This window comes from Micromonospora sp. WMMC415 (assembly GCF_009707425.1).
Taxonomy (GTDB): domain Bacteria; phylum Actinomycetota; class Actinomycetes; order Mycobacteriales; family Micromonosporaceae; genus Micromonospora.
The window spans coordinates 602,378-629,271 of record NZ_CP046104.1; the positions used below are offsets into that span (position 1 = coordinate 602,378).

The 26,894-nt window shown below is 72.1% G+C and carries 32 protein-coding genes, 1 tRNA gene and 2 pseudogenes; 15 read left to right on the plus strand and 20 right to left on the minus strand.

Features of this window, described 5'->3' with window-relative positions:
• Positions 1-77 precede the first annotated feature (77 nt).
• The 4 genes from GKC29_RS02870 to GKC29_RS02885 all read right to left on the minus strand — a co-directional run bounded on the left by GKC29_RS02870 (position 78) and on the right by GKC29_RS02885 (position 3,508).
• Positions 78-1,622: an FtsX-like permease family protein gene (locus GKC29_RS02870; protein ID WP_155329346.1), complete on the minus strand. Its 1,545-nt coding sequence runs from the start codon at positions 1,620-1,622 to the stop codon at positions 78-80.
• Positions 1,619-2,320 carry an ABC transporter ATP-binding protein gene (locus tag GKC29_RS02875; RefSeq protein WP_155329347.1) on the minus strand — a complete coding sequence of 234 codons (702 nt, stop codon included), beginning with the start codon at positions 2,318-2,320 and terminating at the stop codon, positions 1,619-1,621. Before GKC29_RS02875 ends, GKC29_RS02870 begins: the two co-directional genes overlap by 4 nt.
• The gene (locus GKC29_RS02880; protein WP_155329348.1) at positions 2,317-2,853 is read right to left on the minus strand and encodes a PadR family transcriptional regulator; all 537 of its coding nucleotides are present in this window, start codon (positions 2,851-2,853) and stop codon (positions 2,317-2,319) included. Before GKC29_RS02880 ends, GKC29_RS02875 begins: the two co-directional genes overlap by 4 nt.
• 79 nt (positions 2,854-2,932) lie before the next feature.
• Positions 2,933-3,508: a TIGR03086 family metal-binding protein gene (locus tag GKC29_RS02885; protein WP_155329349.1), complete on the minus strand. Its 576-nt coding sequence runs from the start codon at positions 3,506-3,508 to the stop codon at positions 2,933-2,935.
• Between the two features lie 31 nt (positions 3,509-3,539).
• On the opposite strand from GKC29_RS02885, the gene GKC29_RS02890 reads away from it, so the two are divergent.
• Positions 3,540-4,376 carry an AraC family transcriptional regulator gene (locus GKC29_RS02890; protein WP_155329350.1) on the plus strand — a complete coding sequence of 279 codons (837 nt, stop codon included), beginning with the start codon at positions 3,540-3,542 and terminating at the stop codon, positions 4,374-4,376.
• Between the two features lie 407 nt (positions 4,377-4,783).
• On the opposite strand, the gene GKC29_RS02895 is transcribed toward GKC29_RS02890, so the two are convergent.
• From GKC29_RS02895 to GKC29_RS02920, 6 genes are read right to left on the minus strand one after another with little or no spacing between them, the layout of a single operon-like run.
• Positions 4,784-6,322, minus strand: coding sequence for a fused response regulator/phosphatase (locus GKC29_RS02895; protein ID WP_155329351.1), 1,539 nt, complete (start codon positions 6,320-6,322; stop codon positions 4,784-4,786).
• 2 nt (positions 6,323-6,324) lie between these two features.
• Complete coding sequence (locus tag GKC29_RS02900; protein WP_155329352.1) at positions 6,325-7,674, minus strand: sensor histidine kinase; 1,350 nt, start codon at positions 7,672-7,674, stop codon at positions 6,325-6,327.
• Positions 7,671-8,687, minus strand: coding sequence for a SpoIIE family protein phosphatase (locus GKC29_RS02905; protein WP_155329353.1), 1,017 nt, complete (start codon positions 8,685-8,687; stop codon positions 7,671-7,673). The genes GKC29_RS02900 and GKC29_RS02905 overlap by 4 nt, the downstream gene beginning before the upstream one ends.
• The gene (locus GKC29_RS02910) at positions 8,684-9,103 is read right to left on the minus strand and encodes an ATP-binding protein (RefSeq protein WP_155329354.1); all 420 of its coding nucleotides are present in this window, start codon (positions 9,101-9,103) and stop codon (positions 8,684-8,686) included. Before GKC29_RS02910 ends, GKC29_RS02905 begins: the two co-directional genes overlap by 4 nt.
• Complete coding sequence (locus GKC29_RS02915) at positions 9,100-9,513, minus strand: STAS domain-containing protein (RefSeq protein ID WP_155329355.1); 414 nt, start codon at positions 9,511-9,513, stop codon at positions 9,100-9,102. Before GKC29_RS02915 ends, GKC29_RS02910 begins: the two co-directional genes overlap by 4 nt.
• Positions 9,513-10,373 carry an STAS domain-containing protein gene (locus GKC29_RS02920; protein WP_155329356.1) on the minus strand — a complete coding sequence of 287 codons (861 nt, stop codon included), beginning with the start codon at positions 10,371-10,373 and terminating at the stop codon, positions 9,513-9,515. The genes GKC29_RS02915 and GKC29_RS02920 overlap by 1 nt, the downstream gene beginning before the upstream one ends.
• A gap of 163 nt (positions 10,374-10,536) precedes the next feature.
• Between GKC29_RS02920 and GKC29_RS02925 the strand changes: the two genes are divergently transcribed.
• On the plus strand, positions 10,537-10,893 hold the full coding sequence (locus tag GKC29_RS02925; RefSeq protein WP_155329357.1) for an STAS domain-containing protein: 357 nt from the start codon (positions 10,537-10,539) through the stop codon (positions 10,891-10,893).
• On the opposite strand, the gene GKC29_RS02930 is transcribed toward GKC29_RS02925, so the two are convergent.
• The gene (locus GKC29_RS02930) at positions 10,890-12,092 is read right to left on the minus strand and encodes an MFS transporter (RefSeq protein WP_155333955.1); all 1,203 of its coding nucleotides are present in this window, start codon (positions 12,090-12,092) and stop codon (positions 10,890-10,892) included. The two genes, GKC29_RS02925 and GKC29_RS02930, sit on opposite strands and share 4 nt — an antisense overlap.
• Positions 12,093-12,376: 284 nt before the next feature.
• Here GKC29_RS02930 and GKC29_RS02935 point away from each other — a divergent pair, with 284 nt between their 5' ends.
• The 7 genes from GKC29_RS02935 (at position 12,377) to GKC29_RS02965 (ending at position 17,550) form a co-directional block, all read left to right on the plus strand.
• Positions 12,377-13,060 carry a FadR/GntR family transcriptional regulator gene (locus GKC29_RS02935; protein ID WP_155329358.1) on the plus strand — a complete coding sequence of 228 codons (684 nt, stop codon included), beginning with the start codon at positions 12,377-12,379 and terminating at the stop codon, positions 13,058-13,060.
• Positions 13,061-13,099: 39 nt separating this feature from the next.
• Positions 13,100-13,558, plus strand: a complete 459-nt coding sequence (mscL, locus tag GKC29_RS02940) for a large conductance mechanosensitive channel protein MscL (RefSeq protein WP_155329359.1) — start codon at positions 13,100-13,102, stop codon at positions 13,556-13,558.
• Positions 13,559-13,640: 82 nt separating this feature from the next.
• Positions 13,641-13,886 (plus strand): hypothetical protein, encoded by a 246-nt coding sequence (locus GKC29_RS02945; RefSeq protein ID WP_155329360.1) that lies wholly within the window; start codon positions 13,641-13,643, stop codon positions 13,884-13,886.
• A 29-nt stretch (positions 13,887-13,915) separates the two neighbouring features.
• On the plus strand, positions 13,916-14,272 hold the full coding sequence (locus GKC29_RS02950; RefSeq protein WP_155329361.1) for a hypothetical protein: 357 nt from the start codon (positions 13,916-13,918) through the stop codon (positions 14,270-14,272).
• Positions 14,273-14,349: 77 nt separating this feature from the next.
• Positions 14,350-15,069 carry a PP2C family serine/threonine-protein phosphatase gene (locus GKC29_RS02955; RefSeq protein WP_155329362.1) on the plus strand — a complete coding sequence of 240 codons (720 nt, stop codon included), beginning with the start codon at positions 14,350-14,352 and terminating at the stop codon, positions 15,067-15,069.
• Between the two features lie 47 nt (positions 15,070-15,116).
• A complete protein-coding gene (eis, locus tag GKC29_RS02960) occupies positions 15,117-16,307 on the plus strand; it encodes an enhanced intracellular survival protein Eis (RefSeq protein WP_155329363.1) in 1,191 nt (396 codons plus the stop codon).
• A gap of 70 nt (positions 16,308-16,377) precedes the next feature.
• Positions 16,378-17,550: a hypothetical protein gene (locus GKC29_RS02965; protein WP_155333956.1), complete on the plus strand. Its 1,173-nt coding sequence runs from the start codon at positions 16,378-16,380 to the stop codon at positions 17,548-17,550.
• Positions 17,551-17,557: 7 nt separating this feature from the next.
• On the opposite strand, the gene GKC29_RS02970 is transcribed toward GKC29_RS02965, so the two are convergent.
• From GKC29_RS02970 to GKC29_RS03000, 7 genes and pseudogenes are all read right to left on the minus strand, one after another.
• On the minus strand, positions 17,558-18,619 hold the full coding sequence (locus GKC29_RS02970; RefSeq protein ID WP_155329364.1) for an NAD-dependent epimerase/dehydratase family protein: 1,062 nt from the start codon (positions 18,617-18,619) through the stop codon (positions 17,558-17,560).
• 167 nt (positions 18,620-18,786) lie between these two features.
• Positions 18,787-19,269, minus strand: a complete 483-nt coding sequence (locus GKC29_RS02975) for a DUF1772 domain-containing protein (RefSeq protein ID WP_155329365.1) — start codon at positions 19,267-19,269, stop codon at positions 18,787-18,789.
• Between the two features lie 251 nt (positions 19,270-19,520).
• Positions 19,521-19,765: pseudogene (locus GKC29_RS29450) on the minus strand (transposase); the annotation flags it as partial.
• A gap of 54 nt (positions 19,766-19,819) precedes the next feature.
• On the minus strand, positions 19,820-20,104 hold the full coding sequence (locus GKC29_RS02980) for a DDE-type integrase/transposase/recombinase (protein WP_370463303.1): 285 nt from the start codon (positions 20,102-20,104) through the stop codon (positions 19,820-19,822).
• A gap of 49 nt (positions 20,105-20,153) precedes the next feature.
• Positions 20,154-20,714: pseudogene (locus GKC29_RS30450) on the minus strand (transposase); the annotation flags it as partial.
• Between the two features lie 123 nt (positions 20,715-20,837).
• Positions 20,838-20,910: transfer RNA gene (locus GKC29_RS02995), tRNA-Lys, on the minus strand.
• Positions 20,911-21,244: 334 nt separating this feature from the next.
• Entirely contained in the window at positions 21,245-21,709 is a 465-nt protein-coding gene (locus tag GKC29_RS03000) for a DIP1984 family protein (protein ID WP_155329367.1), read from the minus strand.
• A gap of 228 nt (positions 21,710-21,937) precedes the next feature.
• On the opposite strand from GKC29_RS03000, the gene GKC29_RS03005 reads away from it, so the two are divergent.
• On the plus strand, positions 21,938-22,366 hold the full coding sequence (locus GKC29_RS03005) for a DUF4259 domain-containing protein (protein ID WP_155329368.1): 429 nt from the start codon (positions 21,938-21,940) through the stop codon (positions 22,364-22,366).
• Positions 22,367-22,506: 140 nt separating this feature from the next.
• Here GKC29_RS03005 and GKC29_RS03010 read toward each other — a convergent pair whose 3' ends face one another.
• Entirely contained in the window at positions 22,507-23,175 is a 669-nt protein-coding gene (locus GKC29_RS03010) for an HAD family hydrolase (RefSeq protein ID WP_155329369.1), read from the minus strand.
• On the minus strand, positions 23,172-23,942 hold the full coding sequence (locus tag GKC29_RS03015) for a hypothetical protein (RefSeq protein WP_155329370.1): 771 nt from the start codon (positions 23,940-23,942) through the stop codon (positions 23,172-23,174). The genes GKC29_RS03010 and GKC29_RS03015 overlap by 4 nt, the downstream gene beginning before the upstream one ends.
• On the opposite strand from GKC29_RS03015, the gene GKC29_RS03020 reads away from it, so the two are divergent.
• The 5 genes from GKC29_RS03020 to GKC29_RS03040 all read left to right on the plus strand — a co-directional run bounded on the left by GKC29_RS03020 (position 23,934) and on the right by GKC29_RS03040 (position 26,814).
• Positions 23,934-24,368, plus strand: a complete 435-nt coding sequence (locus tag GKC29_RS03020; protein ID WP_155329371.1) for a hypothetical protein — start codon at positions 23,934-23,936, stop codon at positions 24,366-24,368. The genes GKC29_RS03015 and GKC29_RS03020 overlap by 9 nt on opposite strands.
• 118 nt (positions 24,369-24,486) lie before the next feature.
• The gene (locus GKC29_RS03025) at positions 24,487-25,014 is read left to right on the plus strand and encodes a DUF6244 family protein (RefSeq protein ID WP_155329372.1); all 528 of its coding nucleotides are present in this window, start codon (positions 24,487-24,489) and stop codon (positions 25,012-25,014) included.
• A 182-nt stretch (positions 25,015-25,196) separates the two neighbouring features.
• Entirely contained in the window at positions 25,197-25,622 is a 426-nt protein-coding gene (locus GKC29_RS03030; protein WP_155329373.1) for a hypothetical protein, read from the plus strand.
• Positions 25,619-26,068 (plus strand): SitI3 family protein, encoded by a 450-nt coding sequence (locus GKC29_RS03035; RefSeq protein ID WP_155329374.1) that lies wholly within the window; start codon positions 25,619-25,621, stop codon positions 26,066-26,068. Before GKC29_RS03030 ends, GKC29_RS03035 begins: the two co-directional genes overlap by 4 nt.
• Positions 26,062-26,814: a serine/threonine-protein kinase gene (locus tag GKC29_RS03040; protein WP_155329375.1), complete on the plus strand. Its 753-nt coding sequence runs from the start codon at positions 26,062-26,064 to the stop codon at positions 26,812-26,814. Before GKC29_RS03035 ends, GKC29_RS03040 begins: the two co-directional genes overlap by 7 nt.
• Positions 26,815-26,894: the final 80 nt, after the last annotated feature.

The window sequence follows — 26,894 nt, forward strand, 5'->3', positions numbered from 1 at the left end:
CGATTCCCCGGCGCCGGGCCCGCCGGCCGGGCCTCCGGTGGCAACAGCGTGTGCCCGGAACGGCGCGTTACACGCGGTCAGGTCGTCCGCAGCTCCTCGACCACCGTGCTGGTGCGCAGGAGGAGGACGCCGGCCGCGACCGTCATCAGCACCGCGGCCAGGGCGCCGCCGCCGAGCGCCGCGAGCTGCTCCAGCGGTACGGCGGGCGGCACGGTCACCTCCGGCACCCACTCGGTACGGGTGTACGCCGCCCGGGTGGCGGGATCGTCGCACGGCGGCCCGGCGTCGCAGACCGTCTGCTCGTAACCGCCGCCGGACGGAGTGCCGAACAGGCCACGGGCGAGCAGCAGCCCGACGGTGAGTGCGACGGCGATCGCGGGCACGGCCGGTGCGAGCGCCTGCCAGCCGATGGCCCGGCCCAGCGTCGAGCGCGGCACCCCGGTGGCGACCAGCGCCGCGTACGCCCGGCGTCGGGCGGTGACACCCTCGACGACGGCCACCACCAGCCCACCGGCGGCGATCAGCATCGCCACGGCGACAGTCAGGTCCACCAGGTCCATCGTGTCGAGGTAGAAGGGGTCGTCCCGCATACCGCCGCCGACCCGACGGGTGAGGACGAGCGCGGCCTCGAAGTGCGCTCGCAGCCCGGCGGCCCCGGCGCCGAGGAGCACCGCCGCCAGCAGCGCGGCGAAGGTGCGGCTGCCGGCCCACGGGTCGGCGGTGAGGCGACGGGCGGCCAGCAGCGTGGCCGGGCGGCGCGCCCACCGGTGCAGGATCCGGCCGACCGTGTACGAGATCCAGCCGGCTCCGGTCACCACGCCGATCATCGCGGCCAGTCCACCGGTGACCAGCAGGCCCGGCAGCAGCCAGTCCGGCGGTTCGCTCGACCGCCGGTCGTACCAGAGGCCCAGCGGCCGGATCGCGCTGAACGCCGCGAGCCCGGCCAGGATCAGCAGGCCGGGCCACGGTCGCGGTCCCCGGGCCCGTACCCGGCGCACCACCCCGAACGGCGTGGTGGTGACCCGGCGCAGCATCAGTGCGGTGGCCAGGGCCGCGACCACCGGAAGCCCGAGCACGACGGCGGCCACGGCGCCGGCCGGGGGCAGTACGTCGGTGGGCAGGGCGAGTTGGCCCCGCCCGTCGGGCCGGTGCAGCAACTCCCGGCCGCCCAGGTACACCGCGAGCCCCACCACGGTGCCGAGAAGGCTGGCCAGGCCGGTCTCCAGCACCGCGAGGCCGGTCACCTGGCCCGGCGTGGCACCGGCCAACCGGACGGCGGCGAGCCGCCGGTCCCGGGCCGGCGCACCGAGTCGGGCGCACTGGCCGGCCAGCGCCAGCACCGGGATCGTGAGCAGCAGCAGCGCGAACGCCGTACCGCCGCGCAGGCCGGGTTCCCGGAGCAGCGCGTTGCTGTACTGCTCGGACCAGTTGTTGCTGACCTGCTCGGACCAGTCGGTGCCCGGCCCGGTCGACCTGTGCGACGGGGTCGGGATGGCGAGGACGGTCAACGCGGCCAGCCCGGCGAGGGTGGCCAGCAGGGCGCTGAGCGCGGTCAGCGCCACCCGCGCCGCGTCGGTGCGGGTGCCCGCGAGGGCCAGACGCAGCGCGGCGCCCGGCCTCACCGCCGCTCCCCGAGCAGCGGCGCGTCGAGGCCCAGGCCGGTGTGGTCCACGAGGCCGTCGCGGAGAACGATCTCCCGGTCGGCGTACGCGGCGACGCGCGGCTCGTGCGTCACCAGCACGACCGCGGTGCCCTGCTCGCGGGCGAGCCGCACGAGCTGCGTCAGCACCTGCTCGCCGGTGAGCGTGTCCAGCGCCCCCGTCGGCTCGTCGGCGAAGAGCACCCGGGGCTCGGTGACCAGGGCGCGGGCGGTGGCGCAGCGCTGCTGCTGGCCGCCCGACATCTCGCCCGGCCGGGTATCGGCGAGTTCCGCCACCCCGAGGCGCTCCAGCCAGGTCAGCGCCGCCGTCCGCGCCTCTCGCCGCCCCGCGCCGGCGAGGAGCAGGGGCAGGGCGACGTTCTCCGCCGCGGTCAACTCGGCGACGAGCTGACCGAACTGGAACAGCACGCCGAACTCGGTCCGCCGCAGCCGGGACCGGGCCGCCTCGGACCAGGTGTCGATTCGGTGGCCGCGCCATGTCACCTCGCCCACGTCCGGGCGCAGGATGCCGGCCAGGCAGTGCAGCAACGTCGACTTCCCGCCGCCGCTCGGCCCCGTCACCGCGACGATCTCCCCCTCCGCGAGGTCGACCGTGACCCCGCGCAGCGCGGGTGTGGGCCCGTACGCCTTGACCACACCGCGAGCCTGAAGTTGCGTCACGAGTGCACCTCCCGGTGCCAGTCGGCGACCCGGTCCAGGGTGGTGTGCAACCACCGCAGGTCGGCGTCGAGGTGGGCGATGGCGAAGTCGAGGGCGACGACGTCGTCGAGGGTGGCGGTGGGCGCCGACTTGGCGGCGGTCAGCTCGCGCAGCCGATCGGTGTGGGCCCGCCGCTGGGCGATCAGCCACGCCCGGGCCCGGTCCACGTCGGCCACCAGCAGCGCCACGGTGACCTTCGCGAAGAGCGTGCTGGCCACGTACGGCATCGGTGGCTCGACCTCACCGAGCCAGCGGTCCAGCGCGGCGCGACCCGCACCGGTGAGCGCGTACGTCGTGCGGTCCGGACCGCCGTCGCGTTCCTGCCCGGCGGCCGTGACCAGGCCGTCGCGCTGCAGCCGGCCGAGGGTGGCGTAGACCTGGCCGAAGCCCAGCGGCCGGGCGCGGGGCAACCGCTCGTCGTGGGCGCGTTTCAGCTCGTAACCGTGCCTGGTGCCGGTGGCGAGCAGCCCGAGGAGGACGTGCGGTGTGGACACGTCCGTCACTATTCATCGAGTGAATAGCTAATGTCAACGGTCCCGGCGACGCGCGGCGCGCCGCCGGAACCGGCGAAGGTCAGCGGGCGGTGCCCGTCCAGGCGGGATCGCGGCCGGTGGCGGCGAGGAGCCGGTGCGCGTCGGGCACGCCGGGCGCGGTGGACACGGCCTCCGCGAAGACGCCCATCTTCCGGGGTAGCGGGCCGAGCTGCTCGACCAGCTCGTGCAGGGCACCCACCGCCTCGGGCGCCGGCTCGTACGGCTGGCCCGTCGCGACGGCCAGGTCCCACCCGTGCACGGTCAGGTCCAGCAGCACCATGCCGCCGACCGTCTCCTGCGGCAGCCCCATGCCCGGCGACACACCCGACACGCTGGCCGGGTCGGACCAGGCGTCGATCAACCGTCGCGTCTCGGTCTCGAACCGGTTTCGCCATCCGTCGCTGAGGTGGTCGGGCTTGTCGGCCCACGTAGCGGGGCGCCTGGCCGCCAGCTCCTGGAAGTTCACCACCACCTCGAAGAGGTGGTTCAGCAGGTCGCGCACCGTGAACTCCGCGCACGGCGTGGACAGGTCGAGCTGGTCGTCGGCGATGCCGCGCACCACGGCGACGGTTCGGGGGGTGGCGGCCGCCAGGAGGTCGCTAGTGTGTGTGGCCATAGGGCCAGCGTATGAAGGTGGTCTTGAAGAAATGCGACAGCGGCCGCGCGGGGACGACCGGGGCATCCTCGACCCGGCGCGGCTGCGCCGGGCGGTCGGCTTCCGCCGACGTCTGCCCGCCCCGGTGCTGCGTCGCTGGGTGGAGCACTACTGGCTCATCGACTGGGACCTGACCGAGCCGTTCGCCCAGCAGATCGTGCCGCATCCCGCCGTGAACGTGGTGTTCCGCCGCGACGGCGACGGCCCGGAGACCGGCGAGGTCGCCGGGGTGGGGCGGGAACTCTTCACGGTCACCCTCGTCGGCAGCGGGCGGGTCAGCGGGGTGCAGTTCCGGCCCGGCGGCTTCCATCCGTTCTGGCGCGGATCCGTGGCCGAGCTGACCGGCGGTCGCTGGCCGTTTCCCACGCTGGCCGACCGCTGGCCGCCGGCAGCCGCCCTGGTGAGCGCCGGCGCCGGCCCGTCCCACGCCGGCCGCTGCGGGGGTACGGACGCCGAGCGCTGCCGCACGCTGGACGCTCTGCTCACCGGCTGGGCGCCCGAGCCGGACCCGGTCAACGACGAGGTGATCGACCTGGTGGAATCGATCCGCGGCGACCGTACGGTGGTCCGGGTCGACGACGTCGCCCGCCGCCACGGCACCTCGGTCCGCCGCCTGCAACGGCTGTTCCTGGCGCACGTGGGCGTCGGCCCGAAGTGGGTGATCCGCCGCTACCGCCTCCAGGAGGCCATCGAGCAGGCGGCCGGCGGCCCTCTCGACTGGGCGCGTCTCGCCGCCGACCTCGGCTACAGCGACCAGTCCCACCTGGTCCGCGAGTTCAGCGCGGTCACCGGCCGCACCCCGGCCGGGTACGCCCGCTCGCTCACCTGACCCGACCGCACGTCCCACCGTGGACGTCGCGGGACCACCATTTGCCGCTGACGCTCTTCCGTTCCGGACGATCGTCCCCGACGACCTGGTGGAGGTTACTCTCGGTCACGCCTCGCCGCACCACTCGGCAGGCCCTGGTGTCCTTTGCTCTGCTTCAACGGACGCATTGGTAACGGAGGGCAAGCACGGCAGGTGCCACTCCTTCACGCGCTGGGGCCTGCGCCCCAGCTCAACCGACTCGTGCGTATGTGTAAGCAGAGCAAAGGAGCGCGGCGTCATCCGCGGGCGTGGAACACATGTCACCCACAGTGACACCGACCGGACGTGACCTTCAGTGGCGGCCGGCGACGCCGAGCCTCTGCGGCGAGCGCCCTGGCCGGTGACAGCCGGGCGACGGGCGGCGCGGGTCAGCGGCGGCGGAGGGCCACCACGGCCACGTCGTCGTGGATCTCGGGCGGGGCCAACTCCACGAGCAGCCGCGCGCAGAAGCGGTCCAGGTCGTCGTCGATCCGGGTGGCGGCGGCCGCCAGGGCGCTCAGCCCGTCGTCGATGGTGGCGTCCCGCCGCTCGATGAGGCCGTCGGTGTAGAAGACCAGGGTGGCGCCGTGCGGCAGCACGAACTCCAGGTCCGCGGGCCGCTGGGCGCGGACCCCGAGCAGCGGGGCGCTCTGCTGCACGAACTCCACCCGGCCGTCCGCGTGGAGCAGCGGCGGCAGATGGCCGGCGGTGGCCATGCGGATGTGGCCGGTGCCGGGGTGCAGCAGCAGGACGCAGATCGTCGCCAGCTCCGCCGGGAGCAGCGTCCGCATCAGCTCGTTCACCCGGTGCAGGATCTCGCCGGGCTGGTGCCCCTCGACCGCGTACGCGCGTACGGCATGTCGCAGCTCGGCCATCACGGTCGCCGCGTGCAGCGAGTGCCCGGCCACGTCCCCGATGGCGAGCAGCAGGTGGCCGTCGAGCATCACCAGCTCGTAGAAGTCCCCACCCACCTCGGTCTGGGCGCTCGCCGGCTCGTAGCGGACGGCCAGGTCGAGCCCGGCGATCTCCGGGATCCGGCGGGGCAGCAGGCTGCGCTGCAGGGTGACGGCGATGCGGTGCTCCTCGTCGAAGGAGCGCTGCGCCTCCACCGCCGCCGCGACGGCCTGGGCGAGCTGCACCAGCACCGGCGTACGGGCGGTCTGCGTGGCGGTCGGCACCACCACGTACAGCGGGGCCCGGTCCTCGCGCAGCCGAGCGGCGGCCACCGTCACCGTGTCGCCGGCCGGCCAGTCGACCAGTCCCCACCGGGCCGGGTCGTCCACGCGGACGGTGGCTCCGGTCGGTATGCCCGAGTCGTCGACGACCCACGGCACGATGCCCGCCCCGGCGCTCGGCCCCGCGGCGACGCCGGCCAGGCAGTCGCCGTCGAAGGTCTCGGCGATCACGGCGGCCGGGCACCGGAAGATCTGCGCGGCACCGGCGGCCGCCTCCTCCAGCAGCCGGGCGAAGTTCGGTGCGGCGTGCACCGCGACCGTGGTGTCGGCGAGCCCGAGCAGCCGTTCGGCGAGCAGTTCCGCCCGATGCCGGGCCTGGTAGTAACGCAAAACGGCATGTGCGGTGGCGACCAGTTCGTCCGGCTCGATCGGCTCGGCCAGGTACGCGTCCGCGCCCCGGGTGAGCCCCTGCGCCCGGTCCACCACGTCCACGGCGTGAGCCGACACGTGGATCACCGGTATGGCCGGATGGTCCGCCTTGATTCGCTCGCATACCTCGAACCCGCTGAGGTCGGGCAGGCGGACGTCGAGCACCACCAGGTCGATCCGGTCCACTTCGACCCGCGCCAGCGCCTCCCCACCGGTCTCCGCCTCCAGCACCGTGAAGCCGGCCCGGGAGAGCCAGCTCACCAGCAGGTACCGCTTGGTGCGACTGTCGTCAACCACCAGGACGGTCGCGGGACCGCCGTCCACGGTCAGACTCCGCCCACGGGCAGGGAGACGGTGAAGGTGCTGCCCACGCCGGGCGTGCTGGTCACCTCCAGCTCGCCGCCGAGCAGCGTGACCAGGCGCCGCGCGTACGGCAGGCCGAGGCCGGTGCCACCGACCCGGGTGGCGCCGGGGACCTGGTAGAACTCCTCGAAGATCCGGTCGTGCAGCTCCGGGGCGATACCCAGGCCGGTGTCCGACACCTGGAGCAGCCAGCGGTCGTCGGCGCGCCGGGCGCGCAGCCGCACCTCGCCGCGCTCGGTGAACTTGAGCCCGTTGTGCAGCAGGTTGCGCAGCACCTGAGCGAGCAGCACCGCGTCGGAACGCAGGGTGGCCGGGGCGGGAGGCTCCTCCACCACGAGCTCGACTCCCGGGCGGGTGGCGAGCGCCCGCAACGTGCCGCGCAGTTGACCGAAGATCGGCCGCAGGTCCACCTCCGCCCAGTCCGGCTCGATCCGCCCGGACTCGGCCTTGGCCAGGTCCAGCAGCTCGTTGACCAGAGCCAGCAGGTCGGCCGCGGACGAGCGGATCAGCCCGACCTGCCGGGCCTGCTCGGCGGTCAGCGGGTCGGAGGCGGAGTCGGCCAGCAGCCGGGCGAGCCCGATGATCGCGGTGACCGGCGCCCGCAGCTCGTGGCTGACGTTGGCGAGGAACCGGCTCTTCGACTCGCTCGCCGCGCGCAGCTGGGCCGACTTCTCGTCCAGTTCACCGTAGAGGGCCACCACGCCCCGGTTGGTCTCCTCCAGCTCCTCCGTGAGCTGGTTGTAGAGCGCCATCACCCCGCGGTTGGTCTCAGCCAGTTCCTCGTTGAGCACAGCGAGCTCGTCGCGCTGCGTGCGTACCTCGTCGAGCGCGGCGATGAGCTGCTCGTTCTGCGCGGCCAACTCGTCCAGGGCACTGCCGGGCGCGCTGACCGCGAGTGCGGCGCGCAGCTCGGCGAGGCGCTCGGGGGTCAGCGCCGCGGCGGCGACGGGGACACGTCGGGACATCCTCACGACCGTATCCCCCTCCCGGGCCACCACGTCCAGCGTGTCCACCAGACGCGCCACGGTGCCCGACTGCGGCTCGTACCGGCCACCGGGGAGCCGCCCGACCGGGGCGAGGTCGATCCTGAGGTGGTGCACACCGTCAACGGCGTCGGGAACAGCGGAGAACGTCACGTCCGCCCCGCCGACGGCCCGCAGCAGGTCACGGGCAACCTCGCTGAGCGCGGTGGCGACGCGTACCTGGTCCTGGTGCTCCAGGCCGACGGCCGCCGCGACCTCCCGGCCCCGCTGCCGGACGACGAAGATGTCGTGCTCGACGCGCAGCCCCATCTGCAGCAGCGGCGCGGTCACGGCTCCCCCCGGGCAACCAGGACGCACGCGTCGTCGCGGCGGATGCCGGCGTCCCGCAGAACGGTCGCGGCCACCACGAGGGGCGACCGCCCGGCGAGACCCGGGTAGTCGTCGAGCTGCCAGCGATCCACCACCCCGTCACTGTGCATCACGAGCAGCGAATCGGGTGGGAAGGGGTACTCGTACTCGCGGACCATCGGGCGCTGGTGCCCGACGATGCCGGGCAGGGACACGAGACCGCGCCGCCGTCCGTCCGCCGTGACGATCACGCCGGCGATGTTCCCCACGCCGGCGTACCGGAGCATGCCGGTGGTGGGATCGGGTTCGGCGACCGCGAGCGCGGCACCCCGGGTGTGTGTGATGGACCGGTGGAGGTGCTGGACGACCGCGGTGGGCGACGCGGCGGGAGCCCGGTGGAACGCGTCGATCGCGGCTCCGGTGGCCGCGGCCGCGAGCGGCCCGTGCCCCAGGCCGTCACAGGTGAGCAGCTGACGCCGGCCCTCGACGATCCGCCAGGCGTACCCGTCGCCGCTGACCGACTCCCCGGTGAGGGGACGGGTGAGCGCACCGACCCACCGAGGCCCGGGCCGGGCCTCCGGCGGCCACACCTGCACGGCGAGCACGGTGCCGCGGCCCGGCCGGGAGTACGCGTCGAACCAGGTCGCCTGCCGGGCGATCGCGCCGAGGCCGATGCCGAGCGTGCCGGTGGTGGAGTGGCCGTCCCGGGAGGAGACGGTAAGGTCGGCCATGCCCGGGCCGGTGTCCACGGCGACCAGCTCCACGCCGGCCTCTCGCTCGGCCCGGACCGGCCGGAGCAGCAGCATCCCCCCGTCCGCGTGCTTGACCAGGTTGCTGGTCAGCTCGGCGGCGACGATGGCGAGGTCGGCGGTGCGGGCCGGGCTGAGGCCCAGCTCGGTGCCGAGCCGCTCGGCCGCCCGCCGTACGGCGCTGGCGGTGCTGCCGGCCTCGACCCGGAACCAGTCGCCGCGGTCGGAGACCGCGTCGCCGGTCATCGGGACCACTTGATGACCGTGACCGTGGTGCCCTCGCCCGGGCCGGTGCGGATGTCGAACTCGTCCACCAGCCGGCGGGCGCCGCTCAGGCCGAGACCGAGCCCGCCGCCCGTGGTGTAGCCGTCGGTGAGGGCCAGGTCGAGGTCGGCGATGCCGGGGCCGGTGTCGGCGAAGACGATCCGGACACCGCGCCGCCTGCCGTTGTCGACGGTGGCCACCTCGACCGTGCCGCCGCCGCCGTAGACGAGGGTGTTGCGGGCCAGTTCGCTCGCCGCGGTGACCACCTTCGTCTGGTCGACCAGGGAGAGCTTGACCGCGACCGCGACCGTCCGCACCAACTGGCGGACCCGGACGACGTCCTCGTCGCTGTGGATCGCCTGCGCCTGCGGCTGGCCCAGCTCCAGGCCCGTCGTCACGGCGAGGCCGTCGTCTCGGAGTCCGGTTCGTCGTCGAGGTCCTCGGCGTAATCGTCGGCGCGTGCCCGCGCGATCAACTCCATGCCCCGTTCGACGTTCAGGGCGGTGCGGATCCCGTTCAGTGACAGCCCCAACTCGACGAGGGTGATGGCGACCGCGGGCCGCATCCCGACGACCACCGTCTCGGCGTCGAGCACCTTCGAGATCGACGCGATGGTGGAGAGCATCCGCCCGACGAACGAGTCCACGATGTCCAGGGCGGTGATGTCGATGACCACGCCGTGGCAGCCGGTGGCGACGATCCGCTCGGCCAGGTCCTCCTGGAGCTGGACGGCCGTCTGGTCGGACATGTCGACCTGGATCGACACCAGCAGGATGTCGCCGATCTTGAGAATCGGCACCCGCTCCATCAGATCTCCCGGCGGGTCGTGCGGCGGCTGGCCTCGACCCCGGTGAGCCGAAGCACGTGCCGCAGCGCGTCGGCGAGACTGGCCTTCGTGGCGATGTCGCCGAACTCGATGCCCAGAGCAACGATGGTCTGCGCGATCTGCGGGCGGATGCCGGAGATGATGCAGTCGGCGCCCATCAGCCGGGCGGCCACCACGGTCTTGAGGATGTGCTGGGCGACCTGGGTGTCCACCGCCGGCACACCGGTGATGTCGATGATCGCGTACGGCGAGCCGGTGTCGACGAGGGTCTGCAGCAGCCGCTCCATCACCACCTGGGCGCGGGCGGAGTCGAGGGTGCCGACCAGCGGGACGGCGACCACGCCCTCCCACAGCTTCACCACCGGGGTGGACAGCTCCAGCAGTTGCTCGGCCTGGTCGGCGATCAGGCTCTCGCGGGTGCGGACGAAGCTCTCGAAGGTGAACAGGCCCATCTGGTCGACCAGGGCGGAGAACGCCACGAAGTCGCGGAGTGCGGTGTCGCTCCGCTCGGCGTCCAGCAGCTCCAGCAGGACCTCCTTGAGGGCGAACACGCTGACCGCCGTCTCGGTGGCGGAGAAGCCCTGCCGGGCGCGGTTGTGGGACAGCTCGGCGAGAACCGCCCGCAGCTCGGCCGCCGGCTCGGTCTCCAGGTCGAGGGCGCCCTGCTCACTCACCGCCACGAGGCTGCGGTACAGCTCCTGTACCTGCCGGCGCAGCTCGGCCTGGCTGAGCCGCCCCCGCAGCGAGTCGGTGACGACCTCCGTCCACCGCTGTGTGACCTGGTCGCCGTGGCTGGTCAACAGACCCGCCAGTCGACTGCTCTCCTCGGCGCTCAACGCCATGGCAAACCCCCTCAGCCTGGACCGGGCGGACTCTATCACCGCACACCCGTCAACTACTTGTCACGGTGCAAAGGAATGACGGGCGCCTCAGGACATCGGCTCCCGATCTGCGTGGCACCCCGATCGTGGGATACCGTTTCCCCGATAACGGGAGGTCTGGCGAATGTCCTTGACGGTGCACACGGAACAGCGCGGCGATGTCGTCGTCGTGTCGGTCGCGGGCGAACTGGACATGGCGACCGCACCCAAGTTGCAGGACCAGATCACCGACCTGCTGGACAAGGGCCGTAGCCGGCTGGTCTTCGACCTGGCCGAGGTCTCGTTCTGCGACTCCACCGGGTTGTCCGTCTTCGTCCGCGCCAAGAACAGCTGCGACGAGGCCGGCGGCGTCGTCCGGCTGGCCGCCCCGCAGCGGGGCGTACTGCGCATTCTGGAGGTCAGCGGGCTCGTCGAGGTGCTGCAGACGTACCCGACGGTCGAGCAGGCCGTCGCCGGCGACCCTACTCCCGCCTCCTCCTAAGCCTCGTCCTCGACGTACCGGGGACGGGCGATGAGCAGACCCGCACCGGTCTGCACCGTCAGGGCGACCAGCAGGAACCCGATCGGCGCCGCCCAGCCACCGGTGGCCTCGTAGAGGACCCCGACCAGCAACGGCCCGAGCGCCGCGATGACGTAGCCGGTGCTCTGCGCGAACGCCGACAGCGCCACCGTCCCCTCGGCGGTGCGCGCCCGCAGCCCGATGGTCGTGAGGATCAGCGGGAAAGCTCCCTGGCCGAGGGCCAGCAGGGTCACCCAGAGCAGCGCGCCGTCGTGCGGGGACAGCGCCAGCCCCAGGTAGGCGAGCGTCGACGCGGCCGTCAACGACAGCACCAGCGGCCGCAGTGTCCGCATCCGTCCGGCCAGCGTCGGCATGAGCAGCGCGATCGGCACTCCCAGGGCGGTCACCCCGGCCAGCAGCAGCCCCGCCGCCTCCGGTTGGTAGCCGGCGTCCCGGAACAGCTGCGCCAGCCAGCCCATGATCGCGTACCCGCTCAGCGACTGCGCACCGAAGTACACCGCCATCGCCCAGCCCAGCCGGGTCCGCGCCGGCCGGATCCGGAGCCGGGGGGCGGCGCTCGCCGTCGGGGTCGCCCGCCGCGCGGCGGCGCGGGCCCGTAGCGCCAGGGGCACCCACGGGAGTACGGCCACCGCGGCCAGCCCGGCCCAGACGCCGAGCCCGACCCGCCACGAGCCGAAGGCGTGCGCGATCGGCACCGCGGAGGCGGCGGCCACCGTCGTGCCGGCGGTCAGGGCCATCGTGTACGCCCCGGTGACCAGCCCGGTGCGGTGCGGGAAGTGCTGCTTGACCAGCATCGGCAGCAGGATGTTCGCCACCGCGATCCCGGCCAGCGCGAGCGCGCTGGTGAGCACGAAGACCAACGCCGAGCCGGTGACCGCCCGCAGCACCTGGCCGGCGGCGAGCGCGGCCATGGCGACCACCAGCACCCGGGCCGGGGCGACGCGGCGGACCAGCCACGGGGTGAGGGCGCCCAGCCCGGCGAACGCGATCGTGGGCAGCGTGGTGACCAGGCCGGCCATCGTCCCGGAGAGCCCGAGCCCGGTCCGCACCTCGTCGAGCAGCGCGCCGAGGCTGGTGACCACGGCCCGCAGGTTCACCGCGACCAGCAGCATCCCGACCAGCACGAGCAGACCGCCACGTACCGCGCCGCCCACCTCCATAGCGCCCGCACCACCCGCACCCGCACCACCCGCACCCGCACCACCCGTGGCCGCACCACCCGCGCCCGCACCACCCGTGCCCGCACCACCCGCAACTTCGGGGAAAGTGCTGCCTACCGTGCTCCGGTGGCCGCTCTTTCGGGGAAAGTGCGGCCTCCTGCCGGAGGTGGGGGCGGTGGGGGCGGCGGGGATGGGGACGCTCGTGGAGGCGGTGGGCGGCGGTGGCGGGGTCATGCGGTCGAACCTACAATCATGGGATGAATTTTCGGCAGGGGTTGTAACCAGTGCCACCGGTGACTGATTCCGTCGCCGTGCCGCCGCGCGGCCGGCGCGTGCAGGAGACGATCGCCCAGCTCCGGGAGCGGATCCTCGGCGGGGAGTGGCCGGTAGGCGGCCGCATCCCGACCGAGCCGCAGCTGGTGGCGGCCCTCGGCGTGGGGCGCAACACCGTCCGCGAGGCGGTCCGCGCCCTGGTGCACGCCGGGGTGCTGGAGTGCCGGCAGGGCTCGGGGACGTACGTGGTGTCGACCGACGAGCTGGCCCCGGTGGTGGCCCGCCGGCTCACCGACGACCGGATGGCGGAGGTCGTCGAGGTGCGGCGCGCGTTCGAGGTGGAGGCGGCGCGGCTGGCCGCGCTGCGGCGTACCCCCGAGGACCTGGCGGCGCTCGACGGCGCGCTCGCCGCCCGCGAGGCGGCCTGGCGCGGCGGCCGGGTCGACGAGTTCGTGGAGGCCGACGCCGCGCTGCACACCGCGGTCGTCGCCGCCGCGCACAACGGCATGCTCGCCGAGCTCTACGCCTCGGTCGGCACGGCCCTGCGCAGCACCCTCGCGGCCGCGATGGCCGGCGCGCTGGTCCCGGAGCGGCACGTCGACCACTCCCGGCTGGTGGACGCGATCCGGGCCGGCGACCCCGAGCGGGCGGCGATCGAAGCGGGCGCTTTTCTGGAGCCGCCGCCCCGGGCATAGGTTGTGCCGGACGGAAGACCGGACACCTCGGGAGTACGGATGCTCAAGGGCTTCAAAGACTTCATCATGCGCGGCAACGTCGTCGACCTGGCGGTCGGCATCGTCATCGGTGCCGCGTTCACCGGCGTGGTCACCCAGCTCACCAAGTCGTTCCTGGAACCGCTCATCAAGCTGCTCGGCGGGGGTTCCGCACTCAGCGCCGGCAAGTGGAAGATCGGCGGACAGGCCTTCGACTGGGCCGCGTTCATCAACGCCCTGATCACCTTCGTGCTCACCGCCGCAGTGCTGTACTTCCTGGTCGTCTACCCGATGAACCGGCTCGCCGAGCGCCGCAGGCGGGGCGAGGAGCCGCCGCCGGCCGCGCCCAGCGAGGAGGTCAAGCTGCTCACCGAGATCCGCGACGCCCTGGTCGCGGCCGGCCGGAGCACCCCCGCCCAGCAGCGCGGCGCTCTCGACGACGTGCTCGGCCGGCGGGAAGAACCGCCCACCCGGTACTGAACGCGGCAGACGCACAACGGCCCTCGCGGGAATCCCGCGGGGGCCGCACATTTTCGTACGTCTGTTCGATAGAGTCCCCGCCATGGAGCAGCGGAAGCACTGGTGGAACGGGAAATGGGGCCGCCTGGCCCGGCGGGATGTCTTCCTCCGGGCCGACGCCGACCGGTGGTACGTCGAGCAGCGCGCCGGCGGGTCGGAGGGGGTCTCCAAGTTCTACGAGTACGACACCGCCGAGGAGGCCGAGGAGACGGTCCGGGCCCTGCTCCACGGCACCGACACGTGGCGCGAGCTGTCGCCCCGCCCGCCGGGCGGTTGGGGCCGCGTTTAGCGCGCAGACCGGCCGGGAACCGCGCCTGTATGAGCCAGCAGCAGGTCCTCTCCCGGGTCACCACCGGCATGCGGGTGGTCGACGCCGCCGGCACCGAGATCGGCACCGTGGACCTGGTCCAGCGCGGTGACCCGAACGCGGTGACCGTGCAGGCGCCGACCGCCGACCCGGGCAGCAGTCTGGACGAGCTGATCGAGTCGACCGCGGTGCAGGAGCCGGACGTCCCGGCCGACCTGGCGGCCCGGCTCCTGCACGCGGGCTACCTGAAGGTCTCCACCGACCGGGTCCGCACCGGCGCGGTCTACGTGCTCGCCGACCAGATCGCCACCGTCACCGACGCGGTGCGCCTCGACGTCCCACTGGAAGATCTGCCCGCCGAGGAGTGAAAGGCGTCAGCAAGTTTCACAATCCACCCACCGGCGCGTAGAGACGAACGGAGGGTGTTCTTGGCAAGCTTGATCCCATGACGCTGATCCTCCGCTCGGCCATCCTCAACGACATCGGTCTGGTCCGGACCAACAACGAGGACTCCGCCCTCGCGGGCGAGCGCCTCGTCGCCGTCGCGGACGGGATGGGTGGCCTGCCGGCGGGCGAGGTGGCAAGCGAGATCGTCATCCGCATCCTGGACGAGCTGACCCCGCCGACCACCCCCGACGAGGCCGCCGACGCGCTGCGCGCCGTGGTCAGCACCGCCAACCAGCGCATCCACGCGGCCATCACCGTCGATCCCGCCCGGGAGGGCATGGGTACGACGCTGACCGCCGCGCTGCTGGCCGGTGAGACGCTGGTGCTGGCCCAGGTCGGCGACTCCCGCTGCTACCTGCTGCGGGACGGGGAGCTGACCCAGCTCACCCGGGACGACACGTTCGTGCAGGCGTTGGTCGACCAGGGCGCGCTCTCCCCCGAGCAGGCCCGCCACCACCCCCAGCGGTCGCTGGTGACCCGCGCGGTGCAGGGCTCGGACACCCCGCCGGCGATCGGGGCGCTGACCGTCGCGCCCGGCGACCGGCTGCTGCTGTGCAGCGACGGGCTCTCCGACTACGTCGAGCACGACGCGATCGCCACGGCACTGGCCGGCTACGGCGACCGCCAGCTCTGCGGGGAGCAACTCGTCAAGCTGGCCCACCAGGCCGGCGCGCCGGACAACGTCACCGTCGTGGTCTCCGACGTCACCCCGCTCTGAGACCCAATGCGGTTGCGGCGGCCGGCTCGCCGGGTTGGGATGGTCGGATGACCGTCCGCCGACTCTCCTCGGAGGAGCGACTCACCGCCAGCTTCCCCCTCCAGGCGTACGCCTTCGAGGCCTCGCCGCGGAGCGCGGCGCGGGCCGAGGAGTTCCGCGAGTACCTGCCCTACAACGAGGGCAACCGGACGCTGGTCGTCGAGGAGGCGGGCGAGACGTGCGCGGCGGTCTCCGCCATCCCGATGCGGCAGAACCTGCGCGGCCGCGTACTGCCCATGGCCGGCGTCGCCGGGGTGGTCACCCATCCGCTCGCCCGTCGGCAGGGGCACGTGCGCACGCTCCTGCACCAACTCCTGGACGAGATGCGTGACGAGGGTCACCAGCTGACGGCGCTCTGGCCGTTCCGGCCGTCGTTCTACGAACGCTTCGGCTACGCGGGGCTGCCGATGCCGCGTACGGTCACGCTGCCGGTGGCCGACCTGGCCCCGCTGCTCCGTGCCGACCTGCCCGGGGAGGTGCGGTGGGAGCGGATCGGCGTGGGCTACCCGTCGTGGCGGGACTTCACCGAGCGCTGCCTGCGTCACCGGCACGGCTTCGCGCTCTTCCCCGACTACCGGGCGGTCGCGCTGCGCGACCGGGACGAGCGGTGGCTGGTGACCGCACGGGTCGACGGCGTCGTGACCGGGGCGGTCACCTACCGCATCGACGACCACGGTGGCACGCTGGCCGCCGACGACCTGCTCGCCACCGACCCGCACGCCCGGGCGCTGCTGTTGCAGTTCTTCGCCCGGCACGTCGACCAGGTGGCGACGGTGCGGTTCGATGTCCCCGTCACCGAGACGCCCGAGCTGTGGCTCACCGATCTCGAGGTGCACGTCGAGAGCCGGGTGGCCCGGCCGGGCTCCTCCGCGCCGATGGCCCGGCTGCTGGCGGTGGATGCGCTCGCCGGGCTTCCCGCCGGCCCGGGCCGGGTGCGGGTGGAGCTGACCGGGGACCGCTGGCTGGCCGGCGGGTACCTGCTCGACGGCACCACCGGCGCGCTGGAGATCGTCCGTGGCGAGACCGGCACCGCCCCGTCGGCGACGCTGACCGCGGCCGGGCTCTCCGCACTGGCGTACGGGGTGCTGGACCCGGTGGAGGTGCGCCTGCGCGGCCTGGGCGACGTGCCCGCCGAGGCCGGTGCGGAGCTGCGTCGCCTGTTCCCGCGCCGGCTGCCGTACCTCTTCGCCGACTTCTGAGCCGGTTCCTTAGGCCCTCCTTAACGTTCTCGGCGCCCGGCCCACCCGCTTCTACCATCACGAGGTGCACCTGAAGCCCGCCGCTGTCCTGGCCGCCCTGGCCGTCGTCGCCGCGACGCTGGCCGCCTGCGGTTCCACCGAGCCGGCGACGCCAGCCCCGGTCGCCACGTCCGCGACACCCCCGTCGTCCGCGTCCGCTGTGGATCGTCCGGCCGCCCGTGCCGGGCTGGGCGGGCCGTCCCCCAGCCCGCGCCCCTCGGCGCGGCCGGCGCCGGCCGGGAACCCCGACGGCGCCGCCGCCGTGCCGGCCGAGGCGCGGGCGGTGGACACGTCCAGGCCCACCCGCAGGATCGGCACCGGCACGCCGGCGAGCTGCACGTCCGCGGCGGTGGTGAAGGCGGTCGCGGCCGGCGGGATCATCACCTTCGACTGCGGGCCGGACCCGGTGACGATCACCATGACGGCCACGGCCAAGGTCCGCAACGCCAATGGGCCGAAGGTGGTCCTGGACGGCGGCGGCAGGGTCACCCTGAGCGGCCAGGGGAAGCGGCGGATCCTCTACATGAACACCTGCGACCAGGCCCAGGGCTGGACCACCTCGCACTGCCAGAACCAGGACCACCCGCAGCTCACCGTGCAGAACCTGACGTTCGCCGACGGCAACTCCACCGGGGAGGAGGCCGAGGGCGGCGGTGGCGGTGCCGTCTTCGTCCGCGGTGGGCGGCTCAAGATCGTCAACTCGCGGTTCGTCCGCAACCGGTGCGACCGCACCGGGCCCGACCTCGGCGGCGCGGCCGTACGGGTGCTCAGCCAGTACGAGAACAAGCCGGTCTACGTGGTGAACAGCACCTTCACCGGCGGCTCCTGCTCGAACGGCGGCGCGTTGAGCAGCATCGGCGTCTCGTGGGTCGTGCTCAACAGCGTGCTGCGTGACAACGAGGCGATCGGCAGCGGCGCCAACCCGGCCCGGGCCGGCGCGCCGGGCGGAGGCAGCGGTGGGGCGATCTACTGCGACGGCAACGAGTTCACCGTCCGGATCGCCGGCACGGTCATCGAGGGCAACGACGCGAACGAGGGCGGCGGCGCCGTCTTCTTCGTCAGCAACAACCGCACCGGCACCATGCGGATCGAGAACTCGACCCTCCGCCGCAACCCGAGCCGTGGTTTCGAGACCCGGGGCTACCCCGGCATCTTCTTCCTCGGCGCCCGCAACCCCACGGTCACGTCGTCCCGCCTGAGCTGACCCCGGATCAGTAGGGGTTGCCGTGGCCCGGGACGGGGTGACGCGGGGCGTTCCCGGCACGGGTCATCGGTGGGGTGGGAGTGTGCGCGCCCTCGGCCATCCCGGCGAAGAGTTCCCTCAGCGCGCTGAGGGCGTCGTGCCGGGGCGTCCAGCCCAGCTCGGTCTCAGCGCGCTCGCTGGACATCAGCGGCGCGTTCAGGGCCAGCTCGACCCAGCCGGCGTCGATGGGTTGCAGCCGGGCGCGCCAGGTGAGCGCGGCGGCCACGCGCAGCACCGGGGCGGCCACCGGCACCGTCCAGCCGTGGAAGTGCCGGGCCACCAACTCCGGCGTCAGCACCGGGTCGGCGGCGACGTTGAAGGCGCCACGCGCGTCACCCAGGACCGCCCGGGCGTACGCGTCGGCCACGTCGTCGGTGTGCACCGCCTGCATCCGCAGCCGCCGGTTCGTGGGCACCAGCGGCAGCCGGCCGTACTTCAGCAGCCGCAACGGCACGAACGGGCCGACGAAGTACCGGGCGATCTCGGTGGCGGCCGCCCGCTGGAAGTTCAGGCCCGGCCGCAGGCGCACCACCCGCAACTCGGGGTGCTCCCGCTCCACCCGGTCGAGCAGCGCCTCGACGTCCGCCTTGTCGCGGCTGTACGAGGACCCGGGCACCCCGGTCGCCGGCCAGCGCTCGCTCACGGGGTGGTCCTTCGGGCCGGGCGCGTACGTGCCGACCGACGACGCGTACACCAGGGCCGGCACGCCTGCCCGGACCACCGCGTCGATCACGGCGCGGCTGCCGCCCACGTTGGTGCGGCGCAGCACCCGCTGGTCGTGGCCGGGCTGGATCTGCCAGGCCAGGTGCACCACCGCACCGGCACCCGCGAACATCTCGGCGAGTTGCGCGTCCGCGCCCGGCGCGCCGATGTCGCAGGAGTGCCACTCCACCTGGTCGTACGGCTCACCGGCGTCCGGGCCGGGCAGGCGTCGCGCCACCCCGGCCAGGTCCAGTCCGCGCTCCCGGCGCAGCCGGCGCAACAGGGCCGTCCCGGCGTTGCCGCTCGCCCCCACCACCACGATCCGCATGTCCGACCCCGTACCCGGTCAGCCGCTCCCCAACCGCCCCGGCGGTGGCCTGCGGCCGTCCGTCCCGCGGGACCGGCCGGCGCGCCCGGCGGGTCGGGCTGCGGTGGGCTCACGGGCGAGGGGCCTGGCGGACCCAGGCGTGCTTCTGGTCCCGCTGTCGGCGCCCGTCAGTGGGCGAGAAGCGCCCCGAGCAGGGCGGCGAAGGCGGCGGCCGAGGCGACGGTGCGGACCAGGTTCCACCGCACCCACGGCCGCTCGAACCGTTCCCGCACCGCTGCCAGGTCGCCGATCCGGTCCACCGGCCCGGCGGCGTCGAGTCGGTTGTTGAGCGGCACGTTGACCCGCATCGTGACGCCGAACATCACCAGGTGCGCCACCAGCGCGGCGGCGCTCCACACCAGCACCGGGCCGTCTCCCGGTTGCAGCGCGACGGCCAGCACCGTGAGCACGGGCGCACCGAGAAACGCGGCCAGGAACCAGCCGTTGAGGATCTTCCGGTTGATCGACTGCATCGCGCCGACCAGGGTCCGCGCGTCGGTCGCGGCCAGACCCGGCATGACCGAGCAGGCGTACGCGAAGAACAGCCCCGCCATCAGCCCGCTGGTGAACGCCGCGCCCGCGAGCGCGGCGAGACTGATGAACTCCGACATGGGTGCCACCCCCGTTTCCTGGTGCGGTCGTCGACTCGCCGCGATCGAGTTGCCTGGCGACCTTTGGAGCTGACTCGTTCACGTCATCACCCAGTGAACCGCCCCGCGAGCCGTACGCCCATGCCTGCCCCGCTCACCCCCATACGCAATCGTCTTGCGGCTCATCCCTCTCCGGAATCTTGGAAGGCAGCGGCCCCTCCGCGTGCATCGTCACCGTGGAGACGGGCCCAGGCGGTAAAGCGGTGGGTCAGATCGCGGATGTTGCCCGAGCCGGCACCGTCGGGTTCATGTTTGGCGTAGCCGAGGTGTTCGGTCATTTCCTCGTTGAGCGCGGTCTCCAGGACCGTCTTGGTCAGCTGCCTGAGCGCCCGTCCGGGCCGGTCAGCGACAGGCCTTGTTCCTTCGCGGCCCGGACCAGCTCGGCGGCGGCCCTCGCCTCCGCCGACGGCTCCGCCCGCTTCTTGCGTCTGGTCTGGTCGTTCAGTGTCGCGGTCATCACGGCACCCTCTTCACCAGGCACAACGCCTGGCGGGTCAGGCCGGAAACACCGTTAGATCCACACTCCCCCGCTGTGGTGGATCAACCCCTCGAGCCGCTCGTTGCAGGCCCAGACCGCCATTTCGAGGGCTTCCAGGGGAAGGTCGGTGCGTAGGTGGGTGGTCAGGGCCCAGCCGACCAGGCGCCGGGAGTACACGTCGATGACCAGGGCGAGGTAGGCAAAGCCGACCCAGGTGCGGATGTAGGTCATGTCGCAGACCCACAGCTGATTCGGCTTTGCGGCGGTGAACTGCCGCTTGACCAGGTCTGCGGGTCGGGCAGTTGCCCCGACGCACACCGGCCAGCCCGAGCTGACGCATCAGCCGAGCGACATGGTCGCGGCCGATCTGCACACCGTCACGGCGCAGCGCGACGTGTATCTTGCGCACCCCGTAGACGCCGTAGTTCGCCTCGTGCGCCTGCCGGATCCGCTCACCCAGCGCGGCGTCCGCCATGCTGCGGGCCGAGGGCGGGCGGGTCTTGGCCGCGTAGTAGCCGGACACCGACAGAAACCCGGCATCAGTGCCGCGCAGGACATTGATGATCGGCTCGGCCCCGAAACGATCCTTGTGTTCGTCGACGAAGCGGATCATCTCGGCCCGGGGCGGTCGAGCTCCGCGGCGAAACGCGCTCGCCGCCTTCAGGATCTCGTTGGCCCGACGCAACTCGGCATTCTCCCGTCGCAACCGCTTGAGCTCGGCCGACTCATCCGACGTGGTCCCCGGCTGCCGGCCGGTGTCAACCTCGGCCTGCCGGATCCACTTACGCAGCGTCTCGCTGCTGACGCCGAGCTTGTGCGCCACCGACGTGATCGCCGCCCACTCGGTGTCGTGCTCCGGCCTGGCCTCGCCGACCAGGCGCATCGCCCGCGCCCGGAAGGCAGCTGAGTACTTGCTCGGTCGTGCCATGACTCCATCTCACGGAATGGAGCCTCCACCAAACCCAGAGCGGTTCACCGGATAGCCGTGGGTCTGGGTACACCGGGGTCGTTCATGGGAGCACGCAAGCCGGTTCGCGTACTCTCACGTAAGTGGGCCGCCTGGGACTCGAACCCAGAACCTAAGGATTAAAAGTCCTCAGCTCTGCCTATTGAGCTAACGGCCCGTTGTGCCACAGGCTACCCGAACGCCGGCTCGGGGTTGACGTCCGTCCGAGCGCTCGGCGGCGAGGCCCTGGCCTTGCCATGGTGGCTCGCCGGCCGCTGCTGATCTGGGTACGGAGGTCCCCGGTCCCGCCCTCGCCGTCGTGGATCTGCGCATGGTGGTGTGCTGTGCCCTGTGCGCCGTCACCTGTGTGTCGTGCTGGGCGTGCGGTGTGTGTTGGGGAGTCGAACCCCTGCGCCTGCCCTCGGCGCGCCAGGAATGAGCCGGATTTCGCCCGCCGGCTCTCGGGTTCGCGCACGCTTCCACGTCGGCTACCTGCTTCGTACCCGTGTTTCTCAGTCCAGCAGGTCGACCTCCCAGTTCGTGCGCTGGATGAGGGTGTCGACCTCACGAAGCTGCCGGGCAAGGTCGTCGGCCTGCCCGCGCAGCTCGGCCACCGGCAGCGCCGGGATCATCTTCAACTCGGACCGCAACTGCCGGAAGCCGCGCTGGCCCTCTCCCGCTGCGGCGTCGGCGGCGGAGGTGACCAGACCGTGCCGCAGACGCAGAACATCACGTCGGGCGAGCGCGTCGGTGAGCGTGCCACCCTCGACCTGGGTGGCGGCGTTGGTGCGGTTGATCCGCCGGATCAGGGACTCCAGTTCACCGAGTACGTCGCCAGCCTCGGTGAGCAGAGCCGCCGGGTCCTCGGCAGGCGTCTCACCTTCCTGGTAGCGAGCGCTGGCCGCGATGCGGGCACGGAGCTGTTCGGCGCGGCGCGCCGCATCCGCGCGCAGCGCAAGAGCCTCAGCGAGCTTCATGCGGACCAGTATGGCGACCGAAGATCCTCGTCGCCCTCGCATTTTTGTTCGCCGGGCCGCCTCAACGCCACCACGGCGGCACGCTGACGGCACGAGAGGGCGTCAGGTCCGGCAGCCGATTTGAGGGGTCAACCGGCCTGGATCCGCCTCAGGCAGAACGTCGGACCCCGCCGATAGCGTCCGGCGCAAGGGCGTAGGGGCTGCGGTCGGTTGGTGCCGGGAGGTTACGTGGGGACGTGGGGCGCAGGGGCCTTTGACAACGACGAGGCCGCGGACTGGTGCGGTGACCTCGACGATGCCGCGTCGGAGAAGCGGCCGGCGCTGGTGGAGGCGGCACTCACGGCCGTGCTGAACGAACCTGGCTACCTCGACAGCAACCTGGCCGTCGAGGCGATAGCCGCAGCCGCGATCATCGCCGCCCACCGGCCCGGCGGCCGGTCGATCGACTCCCCGTACGCGCCGGACTTCCTCCTTGAGGGCGGACGACTCAGCCTCGATCACCAACTCGACGACCTCGCCCTGCGTGCGCTCACCCGAATCGTCGGCGACGACTCCGAGTGGCGCGAACTATGGGAGGACAGCGACCACTACGACGAGGCGCTCCAGGAAATCGCGCACCTCCAGTCAGTACTGAGCCAACCGCAGCGGCGCGGCTGAGCCGGCACTTTGGCCCATACCGGCCGCGACAGTGCTGCCGCCTGGTCGTCCGTGTGCCGCGCCATCCGCTCCGGCCGGCCGCGTCAATGCGGACGCTCTGCTGACTCCTCGGCGATCACCGCCAACTCACCCTGGGCTCGCTAAATGCCAAGAAGCCGCTGCGGAAGCTCTTGGAGATTATTGATGCGGATGTGCGCTTGCCTTACTTCTGGACGGGTGGCATAGAAGTAGCCCCACGGGCCACGCCGGATGAAAACGGTCGTCAGGCCAGCGTCAAGCGCAGGAAGAATATCGTTGTCGAGGCGGTCGCCGACGTACGCGATCTCCTCGGGCGCGCACCCCGCCGACTCGATCAGCTTGGCGAAGAATTCAGGGGTCGGCTTTTCCGCGCCCCAGTCGTCCGACGTCGCGATCAGATCCACACCCAGGTTCAGCTCGCGCAGCAGCCGGCCGGCACGGGCGGTCTGGTTGCCCGCCACGCCGACGAAGTAACCGTCGGCCTTCAGCGTAGTGAGGCATTCCCGGACGTCCGGGTAGAGGTCGCGGCCGTTGAAGTGCTCCGCCAAACCTGCCTCGGCACGGCGCTGCCGCTCCAGCTTGAGGTCGAAGCCGGGCTGGAAGTGCTGGAAGACCTCCCGGTAGTCGCGTCCCTGCGCGATGACCTGCCCGAACACCGCTGAGAACGTGTGCCGGGGGACACCCAGCCAGTCCGCCCAGGTGCCGTACTCGGTGGACTCGTCGATCAGCGTCTCGCCCACATCGAAGTAGACAGCGCGAATTCGCCGTGAGACAGAGTTCTGGACGGTCATGCGGTCAATGCACCCAATCGCTCGTCAAGGTCAGCTACGACGGTGGCGTCGTCCCACGGCCTCAGCCGGGCACGGAACTCCTGAAGGCGGGTGCTCGCGGTTGCGTATCCGGCCATCGCCAGCGTTGCGGCGGCGTCCCCGGCGAGGTCACATGCCTGGTCCAGCTGCGGCTGGTCGTCGAGATAAGAGCTCGCTATGTCGATGAGGAACACCGCCTTCTGCTTGACCGCCCCGGGACCGAGTCCACGTAGTGCTCCTGTCAGGGCGAATCGGGCCTCCTCAGGCCGACCGAGTTGGAGGAACACCCGACCGCGGAATCCGTCGAGGCGGTCCGCCGAGTAGTAGTCGAACCAGGCCGGCGGTGCCGCGTCAGCGGGTCGCGACAGCAGTGCGGCGGCTTGGTCGAGAGCACGCAGCGTTCCGGCCGCGTTCGCCGGTCCCAGCACCTCGGACTCCACCGCCGCGATCCATGACTGGATGAGCGGCACCCCACTGCGTCGGGCGTGATCAGCGGCGCCGGCGAGATAGCTGATGGCGGCTGACGTGTTGTGCTCGGCCGCCGGCACGAAGGCGAGATGGCCGAGCGCGGCGGCGGCGAGAAGGTCGTTCCCCACCTGGATAGCCGCTTCGTGGGCAAGCCCGAAGTAGCCCCGCGCGTCGGCCGCCCGCTGCAGGTCGAAGAACGTCAGTCGGCCGGCAAGCGTGGCGACTTCACTGCGGGTGCGCAGGACCCGGCGCTTGAGGCTTCCGTCGGGCAGTTGCCGCATGACGTCGACCGCAGCGTCGAGGTGATCGCGCGCCAGGCTGAGCAGATCGCCAGGTTTCCCCGACCCGTGATAGAGGTGCCGGTATATCTCCGCGCTGCGTTCGAGTCGGCTGACCTGAAGCTCCGGGACCGCTCCAGTCTGATCGACGAACGCGAGCGGGGAAGCCGCCATCGCCTTGATCGCAGTCCGCCGGCGCATCTCATCCTCCTGTGGGCACCCGGAGAAGCGCTGACCACTATCTCGCTACGCCAGTGGTCGCAGTCCCGCCTGGTCGGCACACCGACAGAAGTGGCCCAGCAGCTCCGCCGATGGGACGACACCGGCGTCGAGCAGGTCATCTGCTCGTTCGGAGCGCCCTTCGCCGTCCACGACGACGAACAACTTGAGTTGGCCATCGACACGATGGCACTGCTCGATAGCTCGTAGCCAGGTCAGTGGCCAACCAACCGAGACGGGGCCGGATGCGCAGCCAAGCCCTCACGCACGGCATCGAGGTATCGGGTAACTTGGACGGCCTTCACCATGGTCATCGATCGGAGGTGCCGTGTCGCACATCGAGGTGATCACGGGTGAGCTGCGGGTCTTGCTGACGGGTGTGGAGAGAGCTCAGGGGCTGACCGTCGCCGCCGACAACCAGGCGCAACAGGTGGCGCTGCGTGCTGCGGGCGCCGGCTTTGCCGCGGTGGCAGCCGGCATGGCCCGGGTGCGGGATGCCATCGCGACGGTCCAGGGCAGATTGGGAGGCCTCGCCGGATCGATAGGCGAGGCCGTGAAGATGACCGCCGCCGTTCCCCACGAGGCGACTGCGCAGGAGACCATCGCGGGGCTGCTGCCGGTCCAGAGTGGGATCGACAGCGCCCGTGACGCCGCGGCTGGGATCATCACCCAGGTTGGTGAGACGCAGCAGCTCGTCGCCATGGTGCTTCAGGGTGGGCAGCCCGGGCCGCTGCTGCAGTCGATGGAGAGTGTCAAGCAGGTCCTGGTGTCGGTGGTTCAGCGTGCCGGGTCCGCCCGTCGGGCCGTCGATGTGGCCGCCGCCGAGGCACGGCAGCTGGGGTCGTCGGGAAACTGATCGGGGCTGGCGGTCCCGCACCGGCCAGCCCTGCCTCGAGCACCGCCGCTGACTCGCGCACGAGCCCGGACATGGGCGACGCGGCAGCCGGTGACCGCGACGTGGACATGCCGTGGGCGAGGCGCCCCACTGCTGTCCCCGGCGGGTCGCCCACAGGACCCCGCACCAAAATCCGGCCCGACGTGGACGAGGCCACCCGCCGGGCACTAGCCCTCGAAAACGATTGCGCCGGCGTGCTCGCCGACAAGGGCTACCGGGTGCACCAGAACCCGACCGGACGGGAGATCGCCGACGCGCGACTGCGCACCGGCGACATCGGAAACCCCCGCAAGACGCCGGACTACTTGATCGAAGGGCATGTCTTCGACTGCTACTCTCCAACCCCGTCCAAGCAGGTGCGGGGGATATGGACAGAAGTCTCCAAGAAGATCGGCGACTCACAGACCCAACGCGTGGTGCTCAACCTCCAGGACTGGCGAGGAGACCTCGCGTCCCTGCGCAAGCAGTTCGGCGACTGGCCCATCCCCGGACTGAAGGAACTGGCAGCGGTGACGCGAAGTGGTGCGATCATCCAGATCGTGCCGCGACACGGAGGAGAGGCGAGATGAGTATCGGCTACCGGCTGACGCTGGCAGGTGCCATCCCCCTGCGACACGTGGCGGATCTCGCCGCCCCGGACGCCACCGAAACGCCCACCCCGGCCGGCCATCAACTGCTCAGCTCCGATCTCTACGAAGAGCGCGGATACCTGGTCACCATCAGCTCCGGACGCAACGGCTACTACGACGCCGAAGATGACGACGACGCCCACTGGGAATGGGAGCCCGAGGTGTACGTCGACATCGGCTTCGACATGCGCACCGACGACATGGCCGACAAGGGGGTGCCGAACATGGTGACCACGGTGGCCCGGGTGCTCGCCGACCGTCCCGAGGACGCGGCGCTGGTGCTCAACGGCAACTGGCTGTTACTCACCCGCGTCGACAGGACGCTGCGCAAGCACCGACCGCAGTGGTGGGCGCACTACGGTGTGGATCACTTGATCCCGTGGTAAGGGAGAGCGACCTGCCACTCGCGTCCGCGTTCACGGTCTTCGACGCCCAAGACTCGGGATGCCTGTCCTACGGCGTCGAGGATGCCGGGCGCCGCTGGTTCGTCAAGAAGGCCACCACCCCGCAGGCCCGCCTCTCGCTGATCCGGGCCGCCGAGTTTCACACCGCAGTCCAGCATCCGGCGATCATCCGCCCCGAGCAGGTCTTCGACGGCCCCGACGGGCCAGTGCTGGTCTACCCGTGGCACGACGGCACGGTTCTCAACCACGCCACCAGGCACGGCTCGGACCGCGCCGCGTTGGTCCGGTTCCAGCAGCTACCCCTCCCGGACGTCGAGGCGGCCATCACCAGGATCCTCGACGCGCATCTGGCCGTCACGGCTGCCGGCTACGTCGCGGTCGACCTGTACGACGGCTGCTTCCTCTACGACTTCGACAGACGTCAGATGTGGCTGATCGACCTGGACGAGTACCGACCCGGCCCCTTCGTCCTCGACGCCGACCGCCTCCCCGGATCCCGCCGCTACATGGCTCCGGAAGAGTTCGTCCGCGGTGCCGTCATCGACCAGCGCACCACCGTGTACACCCTCGGCCGCACCATCCAGCACCTGCTGGACTCCCCACACGGCTGGCGCGGCTCCCCGGCCCAAGCTCGGCTCGCGACACGCGCCACCCGCCCGGCACCCGGGGATCGACACCCCGACGTGACGGAACTGGTCGCCGCCTGGCGGTCCACGCTCCCGTTGTGAGACGCGCGCTGGTCAACACGGGGCTGGATGACGGTCGGCCCGGTTACGGCCTTGCGCCGCCCCTGGGCCGGACGGTTAGG